Annotated in this window: 12 protein-coding genes; 3 read left to right on the top strand and 9 right to left on the bottom strand. The window is 63.5% G+C overall.

Annotated features, from left to right (window positions below; translation table 11 throughout):
• Window positions 1-46: 46 nt before the first annotated feature.
• From NCS00_RS15330 to frc, 4 genes are all read right to left on the bottom strand, one after another.
• Complete coding sequence (locus NCS00_RS15330; RefSeq protein ID WP_250440436.1) at window positions 47-709, bottom strand: hypothetical protein; 663 nt, start codon at window positions 707-709, stop codon at window positions 47-49.
• Window positions 706-1,494 carry a fumarylacetoacetate hydrolase family protein gene (locus NCS00_RS15325; protein WP_250435532.1) on the bottom strand — a complete coding sequence of 263 codons (789 nt, stop codon included), beginning with the start codon at window positions 1,492-1,494 and terminating at the stop codon, window positions 706-708. Before NCS00_RS15325 ends, NCS00_RS15330 begins: the two co-directional genes overlap by 4 nt.
• Before the next feature lie 64 nt (window positions 1,495-1,558).
• Window positions 1,559-3,766 carry an acetate--CoA ligase family protein gene (locus tag NCS00_RS15320; protein ID WP_250440435.1) on the bottom strand — a complete coding sequence of 736 codons (2,208 nt, stop codon included), beginning with the start codon at window positions 3,764-3,766 and terminating at the stop codon, window positions 1,559-1,561.
• An 81-nt stretch (window positions 3,767-3,847) separates the two neighbouring features.
• The gene (frc, locus tag NCS00_RS15315) at window positions 3,848-5,110 is read right to left on the bottom strand and encodes a formyl-CoA transferase (protein WP_008353895.1); all 1,263 of its coding nucleotides are present in this window, start codon (window positions 5,108-5,110) and stop codon (window positions 3,848-3,850) included.
• Between the two features lie 411 nt (window positions 5,111-5,521).
• Here frc and sucC point away from each other — a divergent pair, with 411 nt between their 5' ends.
• Together sucC and sucD are read left to right on the top strand one after the other, a co-directional pair.
• Window positions 5,522-6,724, top strand: coding sequence for an ADP-forming succinate--CoA ligase subunit beta (gene sucC, locus NCS00_RS15310; RefSeq protein ID WP_175983078.1), 1,203 nt, complete (start codon window positions 5,522-5,524; stop codon window positions 6,722-6,724).
• Window positions 6,721-7,593, top strand: a complete 873-nt coding sequence (gene sucD / locus NCS00_RS15305) for a succinate--CoA ligase subunit alpha (protein WP_250440434.1) — start codon at window positions 6,721-6,723, stop codon at window positions 7,591-7,593. The genes sucC and sucD overlap by 4 nt, the downstream gene beginning before the upstream one ends.
• 342 nt (window positions 7,594-7,935) lie before the next feature.
• On the opposite strand, the gene NCS00_RS15300 is transcribed toward sucD, so the two are convergent.
• From NCS00_RS15300 to oxlT, 5 genes are all read right to left on the bottom strand, one after another.
• Window positions 7,936-8,679 carry a GntR family transcriptional regulator gene (locus NCS00_RS15300; protein ID WP_008353900.1) on the bottom strand — a complete coding sequence of 248 codons (744 nt, stop codon included), beginning with the start codon at window positions 8,677-8,679 and terminating at the stop codon, window positions 7,936-7,938.
• Window positions 8,669-8,890 (bottom strand): hypothetical protein, encoded by a 222-nt coding sequence (locus tag NCS00_RS15295; protein WP_051079075.1) that lies wholly within the window; start codon window positions 8,888-8,890, stop codon window positions 8,669-8,671. Before NCS00_RS15295 ends, NCS00_RS15300 begins: the two co-directional genes overlap by 11 nt.
• Window positions 8,891-9,003: 113 nt before the next feature.
• On the bottom strand, window positions 9,004-10,017 hold the full coding sequence (locus NCS00_RS15290) for a 2-dehydropantoate 2-reductase (protein WP_250440433.1): 1,014 nt from the start codon (window positions 10,015-10,017) through the stop codon (window positions 9,004-9,006).
• Window positions 10,018-10,174: 157 nt separating this feature from the next.
• Window positions 10,175-11,110: a LysR family transcriptional regulator gene (locus tag NCS00_RS15285; RefSeq protein ID WP_008353902.1), complete on the bottom strand. Its 936-nt coding sequence runs from the start codon at window positions 11,108-11,110 to the stop codon at window positions 10,175-10,177.
• On the bottom strand, window positions 11,107-12,438 hold the full coding sequence (gene oxlT / locus NCS00_RS15280; RefSeq protein WP_008353903.1) for an oxalate/formate MFS antiporter: 1,332 nt from the start codon (window positions 12,436-12,438) through the stop codon (window positions 11,107-11,109). The genes NCS00_RS15285 and oxlT overlap by 4 nt, the downstream gene beginning before the upstream one ends.
• 96 nt (window positions 12,439-12,534) lie before the next feature.
• Between oxlT and NCS00_RS15275 the strand changes: the two genes are divergently transcribed.
• Complete coding sequence (locus NCS00_RS15275; RefSeq protein WP_250440432.1) at window positions 12,535-12,864, top strand: hypothetical protein; 330 nt, start codon at window positions 12,535-12,537, stop codon at window positions 12,862-12,864.
• Window positions 12,865-12,891: the final 27 nt, after the last annotated feature.

The following is a 12,891-nucleotide window of genomic DNA, read 5'->3' as shown; positions in this document are numbered from 1 at the left end:
CATCGCGATGCAAAGCCGGCGCGAAGGTTGCGCCGGCTTTGTCGTTTCATGGCGTCTCGCGCACGATGCCGACGAGCGTCGCCGACCGCGTGCAGCCGACGGCGATCGCGACTGCCGCCACGACGAGCGCGCCATGCGAACCGCCGATCGCTGCCGCGAGCGCAAGTCCGCCAGCCGCCGCCGCGCTCATCGCGTATGCGACCGGCGCGGCCGCGTTGCCGCCCATCGCGAGCGACAAGTGCGCGCCGATGAGCGCGAGCATCGCGATAACGGAAATCACGTCCGACTGAACGCCGAGCACATAGGCGAACGCCGCGCATGCGCCTGCGCAGGCGAGATGCATCGATTGAAGGTTCGCGCTTGCTCCGTTCGTGTGCCGGCGAACGACGACGCAAGCCAATGCCGCCAGCGCGCCGCCCGCCAGCACCGCATACGCGCTGTCCGGGCCCGGCAGCGCCCACGCGACGAACGCCATCGTCGCGAAGAGCGATTGCGCCGATACACCCGGCGTCGCACGCGCGGATCGATACCCGATGAATCCCGCGACCAGCGCAAGCACGAGCGCGGTTCCGCCCGATGCGCCGCTCGCGAAGCACGCGGCGGCAAGGAGCGCGCTCGTTTCCCGCCTTCCGCGCGACGCACGCATCGACGAACCCGCCGACAGCGCCGCGAGCACGCAGAGCGCGCCCGCGAGTCCATCCGCGATCATGCTTCGAGCACGTTCGACAGCGTGCCGATTCCGGCGATCGACACATCCACGCGCGCGCCGTCCTTGATCGAGCCGACGCCGATAGAGGTGCCGCACGCGATCACGTCGCCGGGAACGAGCGTCATGTCTTGCGACAGCATGCTCACTTGCTCGGCGGGCGAGAAAATCATGTCGTCGAGCGGATAGTTCTGGCGCTCGACGCCTTCGAGTGTCGTGACGACGCTCGCCGTGCGCCAGTCGAAGCCGTTGCCCGTCGTGACGATCGCCGGCCCGAGGCAGGTGAACGTGTCGAAGCCCTTCGAGCGGCACCATTGCGCGAAGTTGGGATCTTCCTGCAGCAGCTCGATCGCGGTGACGTCGTTCACGCACGTGTAGCCGAAGATCGCGCTTTCGGCTTCCTCCACGGACGCCCCGCTCACCGTCTTGCCGATCACGATGCCGAGTTCGCCCTCGTACGCGATCTTGCCGTGATAGCTCTTCGGCCGGCGGATCGACTCGCCCGGCCCGATCACCGACATCGGCGGCTTGATGAGAAAGAGCGGATGCTGCGGCGGCGCCTTGTCGAGCTTCTGCGACAGCGCGTAATAGTTGTTCCACAGCGCGATGACCTTGCTCGGCTGACAGGGCGCGAGCAGCGTCAGGTCGTCGACGGCGAACGACATGTCGGTCGGGCGCGGATTGTCGAACATCGCGCCGTCGTGCTGCACGACGCGGCCAGAATGCTGATCGAGCGTACCGAAACCGATGCTGCCGCCGGCATCGCGAAAACGAATCCAGTGTGTCAAGTGTGTCTCCCTTATAAAGGGCGCGGACATACGTGGTCCGCGCCCCTGTCCCCTCCTCCAAACCTCAGATCAAACCTGCGCCGCGCGCCCACTTGTACTTCGCGCCGAGCACGGCAACGGGCAGTTCCGTCGAATAAGCGTAGGCCGGCACGCCATGCTCGTACAGGTATTCCGCGGCTTCTTCCACTTGCACGTCGCCCGCGAGCGACGCCACGATCGGCTTCTCGATGCCGAGCGCCTTCATCTCCTCCTTCACTTCGATGACGAGTTTCGCGAAGACCATAGGCGGCGTGATGATCGTGTGCCAGTAGCCGAGGATGATCGAATGGATGCGATCGTCCTCGAGCCCGAGGCGGATCGTGTTCTTGTACGTCGACGGCGGCTCGCCCCCGGTGATGTCGACGGGATTTCCGGCCGCGCCGAACGGCGGGATGAACTTGCGGAACGCGGCATCGAGATCGTCGGGCATCGCCATCAGCGAGAGGCCGTTGTCGACGCATGCGTCCGACAAGAGCACGCCCGAGCCGCCCGCGCCGGTGATGATGACCGTGTTCTCGCCTTTGGGCGTCGGCAGCTTCGGAATGCCGCGCGCGAACTCGAGCAGATCGCGCAGCGACCGCGCGCGGATCACGCCGCATTGCTCGAAGACGTCTTCGTAGATCTTGTCGTTGCCCGCGAGCGCGCCCGTATGCGAGCTGGCCGCGCGCGCGCCGAGGCTCGTGCGCCCCGCTTTCAGCACGACGACCGGCTTCTTCTTCGACACGCGCTTTGCGGCTTCGGCGAACGCACGGCCGTCCTTCAGATCCTCGCAATGCTGCGCGATGATTTCGGTGTTGTCGTCCTGCTCGAAGAACGTGAGCAGATCGTCTTCGTCGATATCGCTCTTGTTGCCGAGACCGACGATCGCGGAAACGCCCATCTTCGCCGAACGCGAGAACCCGATGATGGCCATGCCGATGCCGCCCGACTGCGACGACAGCGCCGCCTTGCCTTTCACGTCGTACGGCGTGCAGAACGTCGCGCAAAGATTCTTCGGCGTGTAGTAGAAGCCGTAGATGTTCGGGCCCATCATGCGGATGTCGTATTGCCGCGCGATTTTGACGATCTCTTCCTGACCTTCGTGATTGCCCGTTTCCGCGAAGCCCGACGGAATCAGCACCGCGCCCGGAATCTTCTTCTCGCCGACTTCGACGAGCGCCTGAGCCACGAACTTCGCGGGAATCGCGAACACGGCGACATCGATCACGCCGGGCACGTCCTTCACGCTCTTGTACGCCTTGCGGCCCATGATCTCGTCGGCTTTCGGGTGAATCGGATAGATCGTGCCCTGATAGCCGCCGTTGATGAGGTTCTTCATCACCGAATTGCCGATCTTGCCGTCCTCGTTCGACGCGCCGATCACCGCGACCGCATCCGGCTTCATGATGCGGTTCATCTGCGCGACGATCTGCTCTTGCGTCGGCCGATAGCGCGGTTCGGCGGGCGCGAAATCCATCACGATGCGCACGTCCGCCGCGACCGCGCCGTTCCGGCTCGCGAACACCGGATTCAGGTCCATCTCGGAGATTTGCGGGAAATCGTCGACGAGACGCGACACGCGCTCGATCAGGGTAATCAGCGCCTCGCGATGTACCGGTTCGGCGCCGCGCACGCCGCGCAGCACTTCTGCGGCCTGAATGCCGTCGAGCATCGATGCGGCTTCTTCGCGCGTGACGGGCGCGAGCCGGAACGTCACGTCCTTCAGCACTTCGACAAGCACGCCGCCGAGACCGAACGCGATCAGCTTGCCGAACGACGGGTCCGTCACCGCGCCGATGATGACTTCCTGCCCCGCGCCGACCATCTGCTGAATCTGCACGCCGACAAGCGTCGCCTTCGGGTCGTACTTCTTCGCGTTCGAGATGATCGTGTCGAAACCGGCACGCACATCGGCTTCATTCTTCAGGTTGACGAGCACGCCGCCCGCTTCGGTCTTGTGCAGGATTTCCGGCGAAACGATCTTCAGCACCACCGGAAAGCCGATGAACGACGCGAGCTTCGCGGCATCGTCCGCCGATTTCGCGACGCCTTCCTGCGGCACCGCGATGCCGTATGCATCGCAGACGAGTTTGCCTTCCGGCGCGGTCAGCGACGTGCGGCCTTCCGCTTTCACTCGGGCGAACACTTCCGCGACGCGGCGTTTCGCGTCGGGCGCGTGGAGCGGAACGACCGCCGCCGCGTGCGTGGATGAATTGGCTGCTTCGCCGCGGTCCTGGGCAACCGTGCTGTTCATTTGGTGCGTCTCCGTTATAGGGGCGTGCAGGGGCCTGCGCCGCCCTCTTTCGAAGGCGGACGTCAGTGCAAGGCAATGTGCTCAGATCGCGCCGAGGCTCTTCAGCGTGGCGATCTGATCCGGCGTGTAGCCGAGTTCGGCCATGACTTCGTCGGTGTGTTCGCCGAGCAGCGGCGAGCGCACGACTTCGGTCGGACTGTCGGACAATTTGATCGGATTGCCGACCGTCAGATACTTCCCGCGCACCGGATGATCGACTTCGACGACCGTTCCCGTCTTGCGCAGCGACGGCTCTTCGGCGATTTCCTTCATCGACAGGATCGGGCCGCACGGTATGTCGTGCTTGTTGAGGATTTCCATCGCCTGGAACTTGGTCTTCGACATCGTCCAGCGCTCGATTTCCTCGAAAATCTGCTTCAGATGCGGCAGGCGCGCGTTCGGCGTCTTGTAATCCGGATGATCGATCCATTCCTCCTTGCCGATCACCTTGCAGATTTCGCCCCAGACCGGCGCCTGCGTGATGAAGTAGATGTACGCGTTCGGATCGGTCTCCCAGCCCTTGCACTTGAGAATCCAGCCCGGCTGGCCGCCGCCCGATGCGTTGCCCGCGCGCGGCACGGCTTCGCCGAACGTGCCGTTCGGATATTGCGGGTACTCCTTCATCACGCCAGTGCGTTCGAGGCGCTGCTGGTCGCGCAATTTCACGCGGCAGAGATTGAGCACGCCATCCTGCATCGCGGCGAGCACTTTCTGACCACGTCCGCTCGTGTTGCGCTGATACAGCGCCGTGACGATGCCGAGCGCCAGATGCAGGCCCGTGCCCGAATCGCCGATCTGCGCGCCGGTGACGGTCGGCGGACCGTCTTCGAAACCGGTCGTCGACGCCGCGCCGCCCGCGCACTGCGCGACGTTCTCATACACCTTGCAATCTTCGTACGGTCCCGGGCCGAAGCCCTTCACCGACGCGACGATCATCCGTGGATTCAGTTCCTGGATGCGCTCCCACGTAAAGCCCATGCGATCGAGCGCGCCCGGGGCGAAGTTCTCGACGAGCACGTCGCACTTCTTCACGAGCGTCTCGAGCACCTTCTTGCCTTCCGGATTCTTCGTGTCGATGGTGATCGAGCGCTTGTTGTGGTTGAGCATCGTGAAGTAGAGGCTGTCGGCGTCGGGGATATCGCGCAACTGCTCCCGCGTGATGTCGCCCGAACCCGCGCGCTCGACCTTGATGACGTCGGCGCCGAACCACGCGAGCAACTGCGTGCAGGTCGGTCCCGACTGAACGTGCGTGAAGTCCAGGATTCGCACGCCGTCCAGCGCCTTGCCAGATGTGTTCACCGTCATGGCTTTGTCTCCCACTCTCTTTCGACGTTTATAGATTCACAATTATTTGTACATCGTCCCGCGCCGTCGTGCCCGGAGCGCGTAGACCGTCGGACCGCAAAGCGACCCGCCTCCTGTGATATACAATATTCCACACACAGTATTAGTCAACCGTCCGTCGGTCGATGAAAACCCTGTGATGCAGCGCACGATCCCTTGAACGCCGCTGTGAGCAACGCTCGACCGATTTTTAATTCTGCAGTGCATCAATCACCGTCGTCCGCCTCGGCCCGTTAAGCACTCGTTTAACGCTGCAAAAGCCCGCAAACGAAAGTTTTTGCGCGCCGTGAAATCTGATATACAGTATTTCAGCGCGCCGACGATGCTGTTGCTCGGCTCGCTCATTCCCATCAGAGGACATCAGGAGACGAGATGAACATCCACGAATATCAGGCGAAGGCGCTGCTGCGAAAGTACGGCGTCGCGGTTCCGGAGGGCCGCGTCGCCTTTTCCGCGACGGAGGCCGCCGATGCGGCGCGCGCGCTGCCCGGACCCGTCTGGGTCGTGAAGTCGCAGATTCACGCGGGCGGCCGCGGCGCCGGGCGCTTCGCCAACGATCCGGACGGAAAAGGCGGCGTGCGCGTGGTGAAGTCGGTCGACGAAGTGCGCGAGAACGCGCAGAAGATGCTCGCGTCCGTGCTCGTGACCAAGCAGACGGGGCCGGCGGGCAAGGAAGTGAAGCGGCTCTACGTCGAAGAAGGCTGCGATATCGCGCGCGAGCTGTATCTCGGCATGCTGGTCGATCGCGCCAACTCGCGCATCACGATCATGGCGTCGACGGAAGGCGGCATGGAGATCGAGGAAGTCGCGCATCGCACGCCGGAGAAAATTCTCAAGGTCGCGATCGATCCGGCGACCGGGCTTCAGCCCTTTCACACGCGCCAGATCGCGTTCGGACTCGGGCTCACCGGCAATCAGATCAAGGCTGCGTCGAAGTTCATCACGGCGCTGTATCAGGCGTTCGTCGATCTGGATGCGTCGATCGTGGAAGTGAATCCGCTCGTCGTGACCGGCTCCGGCGACGTGATGGCGCTCGACGCGAAGCTCAATTTCGACGACAACGCGCTGTATCGCCATCCCGACATCGAGAAACTGCGCGACGAGGACGAGGAAGATCCCGCCGAAATCGAAGCGGCGAAGCACGGTCTGAACTACGTCAAGCTCGACGGCAATATCGGCTGCATGGTGAACGGCGCGGGCCTCGCGATGGCCACGATGGACATCATCAAGCTCTACGGCGGCGAGCCGGCGAACTTTCTCGACGTCGGCGGCGGCGCGACCCAGGAGCGCGTCGCGACCGCGTTCAAGCTGATCCTGCGCGACCCGAAGGTGCAGGGCATTCTCGTCAACATCTTCGGCGGCATCATGCGCTGCGACGTGATCGCGCAAGGCGTCGTCGCGGCCGCGCGCGAGATCGATCTGAGCGTGCCGCTCGTCGTGCGCCTCGCAGGCACGAATGTCGATGCGGGCCGCGAGATTCTGCGCACGTCCGGTCTCACCATCATCCCCGCCGAAAATCTCGCCGATGCCGCCGACAAGATCGTCAGCGCCGTCGCTCAAGGAGTGGCCCAATGAGCGTTCTCATCAATAAAGATACGAAGGTCATCTGCCAGGGCTTCACCGGCGCGCAAGGCACGTTTCATTCCGAACAGGCGATCGCGTACGGCACGCGCATGGTCGGCGGCGTGACGCCGGGCAAAGGCGGCACGACGCATCTGGACTTGCCCGTGTTCGACACCGTCGCCGATGCCGTCGCGAAAACGGGCGCCGACGCCTCCGTCATCTATGTGCCGCCGCCCTTCGCCGCCGATGCGATTCTCGAAGCCATCGACGCGCAGGTGCCGTTCATCGTCTGCATCACGGAAGGCATTCCGGTGCTCGACATGCTGCGCGTGAAGCGCGCGTTGAGCGGTTCGTCGAGCCGGCTCGTCGGGCCGAACTGTCCGGGCGTCATCACGCCGGGGCAGTGCAAGATCGGCATCATGCCGGGGCATATTCACCGGCCGGGGAAGATCGGCGTCGTATCGCGTTCGGGCACGCTGACCTATGAGGCCGTCGCGCAGACGACCGCGGCCGGCCTCGGGCAGACGACGTGCATCGGTATCGGCGGCGATCCGGTGAACGGGACGAACTTCATCGATTGCCTGTCGCTCTTTCTGGAGGACGATGCGACCGAGGGCATCATCATGATCGGCGAGATCGGCGGATCGGCGGAGGAAGAAGCCGCGCAGTTTCTCAAGGACGCGAAGACGACGAAGCCAGTGGTCGGTTTCATCGCCGGAACGACCGCGCCGCCGGGACGCCGCATGGGTCACGCGGGCGCGATCATCTCGGGCGGATCGGGCACGGCCAGCGCGAAGATCGACGCGATGAAATCGGCGGGCATTCACGTCGCCGATTCGCCGGCCGCGCTCGGCGAAACGATGCTGCAGGCGATGCGTTAGTCACGCGGGCAACCGGCGCGGGCCGAGCAAGGGCGCGCGCTATTGCTGAGAAAGGGCAGCATCGATAGACTTGCGCCTTTTTTCCGCGCCATGTTCGTCTACCTCGACTCTGCGATGGCGGTGGCCTTGCGCATCGGCCAGGTCACTGCCCTGTCGTTCGCGACATCGCAAGCCGTCGCGCCGTCTCCGAGTCATGCGCCCGGCTTCGTGCCCGTCGAGACGCGCGGCGCGCTGCCGAGCGACGACTATCCGCTTCGCGCATCACCGTTTCGATCAACGACGAAATAAAAAAACCGCACGGCGAACGCCATGCGGTTTTTTTCTTTCCAACTCAATCCGTCATCAGTCCAGAAAGTCGCAATTCGCCTCGACGAACGCCGCCAGATCGAGCGAATGCTGCTTCACGAGCCGCTCGACCAGCTCCGTGTCGCGCTTCTCCAGCGCCTCGATGATCCGCATGTGATCGACGATCGAGCGCGACGCCCGGTCGCTCTGCGAGATCGTCATCTTACGGATCGCGCGGACGTGCACGAAGATGTTCTTGATCGTGTCGAAGATGATTTCCGACTTCGACAGCCGCACGATCGCCGAATGGAACGCGATATTCGCTTCCGAATACTCGTCGATATGCTCGGCGGGCGTCGAGTCGCGGAAATTGTCGAACATGTGGCGCAGATGGGCGATTTCCTCGTCCGTCGCGCGCTGCGTCGCGAGGCGCGCCGCCATGCTTTCCAGCGCCGCCCACATGTGAATCATCTCGACGATCTCGCGCTTGGTCTTGCGCAAGATATAGACGCCGCGGCGCGGCACCGTGCGCAGAAAACCTTCCTGCTCGAGCAGCGTCATGGCCTCGCGAATCGGCGTGCGGGACACGCCGAGCGCTTCGGTCAGTTCTTTCTCGTCGAGACGGATTTCTTCCCGCGAACGATAGATGTCCGCCTCGGCGATCGCCTGCCGCAGCTTCGCGTACGCCTGATCGCGCAGCGAAACCGTGGCATTGATCGGCTCCAGCGAAAGCGTCAGCCCGGGCGGACGTACATCGGGGCGAACTTCCGGACTATCTACGGATTGAGTATCAGATGGCATTGATGGCTTGATTTCCCAAGTGCGGACGGCGAGCGTCGACACGCTTGCCCGAACCGCCGTTCTGGTCATCCGCCGCGAGACCGGCGAAGCGACCGTGATCCTGTGCGCGCTGCAGCATGCTTTGCGGCACGGCCGACGCAATCATAAACGTAACACCTACACCAACGGCAACCAGCGCGAATCCGACAACAACCAGCAGGGCGATGCTCATTTCAGGCTCCAGTTGAATCACTCAAGAGCCCTCAGTATATGCTGCATCGCAACAGCACGCAAGTATTTTGCATCTTGTATATCAGAAACAACGCTGGTCCCTTCGTCTGCAGTTTAGGCGGCTTTTTGAGATTGCGGGAGCGGCAGCGGCTTCGCCGTGCCCTGATTCACGCCTTCGCGCAGCTTGATCAATGCGAGAACGGCATCGAGCATCGGCGTTTCGACGTGCACGAGGCGGCCGATTTCCTGCACGACGGTCATCAGCGGATCGATTTCCATCGGGCGTCCGGCCTCGCAGTCCATCAGCATCGACGTCTTGTGCGCGCCGACCGCGCCCGCGCCGTTGATGCGCCGCTCAACGTCGACGCGGAAATTCACGCCGATCCTGTCGCCGATCGCCTTCGCCTCCAGCATCATCGCCTTCGAGAGCGCGCGCGTGCCGGGATCGCTCGTGAGCACGTCGAGCGTCGCGCCGGTCAACGCGCTGATCGGGTTAAAGCACAGATTGCCCCAGAGCTTCAGCCAGATTTCATCGCGGATGTTGTCGCGCATCGGCGCTTCCATATCCGCCTTCGCCATCATGTCGTGCAGCGCCTGCAGACGCGGCGTGATTTCGCCGCTCGGCTCGCCGATGGGAAATTTCTTGCCGTAGTGATGTTCGATGACGCCCGGCTCCGCGATTTCCGCCGCCGGCAGCAGCACGCAGCCGATCGCGCGTTCCGGACCGAACACGTCCCACTGGCGGCCGCCAGGATCGACGCTCTGCAGTTTCGTGCCTTCGAGCTCGCCGCCGTGTTTGTAGAAATACCAGTAAGGCAGACCGTTGACGGCCGTGACGATCGCGGTTTCCGGGCCGAGCAGCGGCGGAATCAGATCGACGACGCCCGGAATCGAATGCGCCTTCAGCGCGACGATCACGTAATCCTGCGGGCCGAGTTCGGCGGCATTGTTCGTGCAGCGCACCCTGACGGTGTGCTCCTCGCCATCGATCCGGAGCTTGACGCCGTTCGCCTGCATCGCCGCGAGATGCGGCCCGCGCGCGACGAAACTGACGTCCGCACCCGCTCGCGCCAGTTGCGCGCCCATATAGCCGCCGATCGCTCCGGCGCCGTACACGCAGATCTTCATGGTTCGTCTCCTGAGGGTTGTAGCTTTATATCTCTCTGATATACAAGATACTACATTCCGAGTGCAGACAGGACAAGGCGAATCGTGCGCTCGCAGACGAGCGAAAACCCGCATGCGCGAGATGCGCGGCGGGCTTCCTTCAGCGGCAAGAAGTCGGTCAGACCTCGACGGCCTGACCCGAGATGAAAGTATGCGACGAGGATGCGACGATGTGTGACCAGACGTTCGCCGCGCTCGAGCGCAGCGCGCGGCTCTTGCGCCGTACGAGCATGATCGTGCGCGACGTGTCCGGCACGAGCGGGATGATGCGCGTCTGCGCGCAGTCGATGGCAGCGCGCGCGTGCATCGGCAGGATACCGACGCCGAGGCCGGCTTCCGCCATGCGCGCAACCGCGGCAGCTTGCGTGAATTTCTGGCGCACCGCGCCCGCGACGCCGTGCAGCGCGAGCGCAGCCTCGATGGCGCCCAGGCTGCCGGTGTCATCGTCGAGCAGGAGAAGCGGCGTGCCGCGCAACTGCTGCCAATCGATGCCCGCCGCCGCGCTCAGTCGATGCGACGCGCTGACGACGGCAGCAAGTCCATCGGCGAAAAGAGGCTCGGCGGCGAGTTCGTCGAGATTGTCGGGCGCGATCGCGACGCCCAGTTCCGCCTCGCCCGAACGCACGAGTTGCAGCACGGCGTTTTGCGGCCGATCCATCACGATGATCGTGACTTCAGGCAGACGTTCGCGACACGATGCGAGCATCGCGGGCAAAACGCTCGCCGTGAGAGCGCAACTGCTCGCGAGATTGACGACGCCCGGCTCGCCGCCCTCTTGCGCGCGCGGCCGCAGAGTCGCTTCCAGTTCCTCGACGAGCGGCGCAATGCGGGCGAGCAGCTTGCGTCCGGTTTCGGTGAGTGCGACCTGACGCGTCGTGCGATCGAAGAGCCGCAGCGCGATTTCATCTTCGAGTTCGCGAATGCTGCGGCTCACCGCCGATTGGGTGATGCCGAGATCGTCGCCCGCGCGCGTGAAGCTGCGATGCCGCGCGAGGGTGACGAAAAGCCTCAGTTGATGCAGCGATACGCTCAACGTCGGCGTGCCCTGTTTCATTGAATCGAGCCGGTCCGTAACGACGCGTTGATCGACGATTCGGCCGACGACTCTTCCGTGAGCGTGTTTTCGATCCAGCGCTTTCGCATCGGCGCGAGAACGAATTTCGCGCACAGTCCCGCCGCGATCGACGTCACCGCCGCCGTGATGAACACCGCGTTCCACGACCCGATCGACGCGAGCACCGAAGCGAGCGGCACCAGCATCGACGCCGTGCCTTTCGCGGTGTAGAGCGTGCCCGCGTTGGCGGCGGCGTACTTGCTGCCGAAGGTGTCCGCGCAGGTCGCCGGGAAGATCGAGAAGATTTCGCCCCAGCAGAGGAACGTCATCGCCGCGAACAGCATGAAGAGATACGGATTGTGGCCGAACTCCATCAGCCCGAGCAGCGCGACGCCTTCACCGAGAAAGATGATGAACATCGTGTTTTCGCGGCCGATCTTGTCCGAGATGAAGCCGCACAGCGGACGCGTGAAGCCGTTGCACAGATTGTCGATGGACAGCGTCATCGCGAGCAGCGGCAGCGTTACGCCGAGCAGATTCACCGGCATCTTGGCGAAGCCGTATTCCTTCGCGATCGGCCCGAACTGCGCGGTCGCGATCACGCCGCCCGCCGCGACGAACACGAACATCAGATACAGCACCCAGAAGAGCGGCGAGCGCACCATCTGTCCTGTCGTGTAGTCGATCTTCGTCGACACGATGCGCTTGGCCGGCACGATGCCTTTCGGCGGATTCGGCCGCACGAGCATCAGCGCGAGCACGAAGATGCACGCGCCCTGCAGGATGCCGAAGAACATGAACGCGTGCTCGTAGCCTGAGCTCTGGATCATGTTCGAGATCGGAATCACCGTGACAGCCGCGCCCGCGCCGAAGCCAGCAGCGGTCAGGCCCGCCGCGAGACCGCGCTTGTCCGGGAACCACTTGAGCGCCGTGCCGACGCAGGTGCCATACACGCAACCGGCGCCGATACCTGCGACCACGGCGGCGATGTACAGATGCGTGAGCGTGGTGGCGTGGGCGTCGATCATCCAGCCGATGGCGGCGCAAAGCGCGCCGCCCATCACGACCGGACGCGGTCCGAATTTATCGACGAGCCATCCCTCGACGGGCACGAGCCACGTTTCAGTGACGATGAAGATGGTGAAGGCGGTTTGAATCGCCGCTTGCCCCCAATGGTGCTTCGCATCCATCGGAACGACGAAAAGAGTCCATGCGTACTGGAGGTTGGCGACCAGCCCCATGCATACGATGCCGACTGCGAGCTGGATCCATCTGTTGTGGTGACGCCCGTGCGATTGCCCGGACACAACCGTGTCTGCGCTTGCCATGTCTGTCTCCGTTATCTGTCTTAGCGCTCGTACGGCGCTTGATGTGCTGCGAGAAGCCGGCGCGGTGCGTCGGCGGCGAGCGGTCGGTCAGGGGAAATGCTCGGTCCAGGCGGCATGGGCGTGAGGCCGCCGGTCACGGGTATTGCGCATGTCGCGCGTTTTGAGGTGGGCGATCGATTCGCACATCCGGCAAACATCCGCTTCAGGCGATCGAAGAATCATTTCAAAGCGATTCCCAATAAAGTCCGGATGGGTTATGCAGCGTTTGCGGGCTTCCATGCTGCGGGTGTGCTCATGTTGCTTTGCGGCAAACTGGCCGATGCCTGGGGTCTGGCGTGGCCCTTCGTTCTTGGCGCACCCGTCCGCCTTACAACTTTCGCGGACGTGAAAGCATCGTGGGGGAGAAAAACGATTAAGGAAAGTTAGAAAAAATTATTGTATAAATTAGTGATC

The organism is Caballeronia sp. AZ1_KS37, from assembly GCF_023631165.1.
Lineage (GTDB): Bacteria > Pseudomonadota > Gammaproteobacteria > Burkholderiales > Burkholderiaceae > Caballeronia > Caballeronia zhejiangensis.
The sequence above is the reverse complement of the archived record's forward strand: the minus strand, read 5'-3'. Positions and strand labels throughout refer to the sequence as shown.

Excerpts from the sequence above, each read along its gene's own strand:
- NCS00_RS15330 (WP_250440436.1), bottom strand. The coding sequence starts at position 709 with ATGATCGCGGATGGACTCGCGGGCGCGCTCTGCGTGCTCGCGGCGCTG.
- NCS00_RS15320 (WP_250440435.1), bottom strand. The coding sequence starts at position 3,766 with ATGAACAGCACGGTTGCCCAGGACCGCGGCGAAGCAGCCAATTCATCC.
- frc (WP_008353895.1), bottom strand. The coding sequence starts at position 5,110 with ATGACGGTGAACACATCTGGCAAGGCGCTGGACGGCGTGCGAATCCTG.
- sucC (WP_175983078.1), top strand. The coding sequence starts at position 5,522 with ATGAACATCCACGAATATCAGGCGAAGGCGCTGCTGCGAAAGTACGGC.
- sucD (WP_250440434.1), top strand. The coding sequence starts at position 6,721 with ATGAGCGTTCTCATCAATAAAGATACGAAGGTCATCTGCCAGGGCTTC.
- NCS00_RS15300 (WP_008353900.1), bottom strand. The coding sequence starts at position 8,679 with ATGCCATCTGATACTCAATCCGTAGATAGTCCGGAAGTTCGCCCCGAT.
- NCS00_RS15295 (WP_051079075.1), bottom strand. The coding sequence starts at position 8,890 with ATGAGCATCGCCCTGCTGGTTGTTGTCGGATTCGCGCTGGTTGCCGTT.
- NCS00_RS15290 (WP_250440433.1), bottom strand. The coding sequence starts at position 10,017 with ATGAAGATCTGCGTGTACGGCGCCGGAGCGATCGGCGGCTATATGGGC.
- NCS00_RS15285 (WP_008353902.1), bottom strand. The coding sequence starts at position 11,110 with ATGAAACAGGGCACGCCGACGTTGAGCGTATCGCTGCATCAACTGAGG.
- oxlT (WP_008353903.1), bottom strand. The coding sequence starts at position 12,438 with ATGGCAAGCGCAGACACGGTTGTGTCCGGGCAATCGCACGGGCGTCAC.
- NCS00_RS15275 (WP_250440432.1), top strand. The coding sequence starts at position 12,535 with ATGCTCGGTCCAGGCGGCATGGGCGTGAGGCCGCCGGTCACGGGTATT.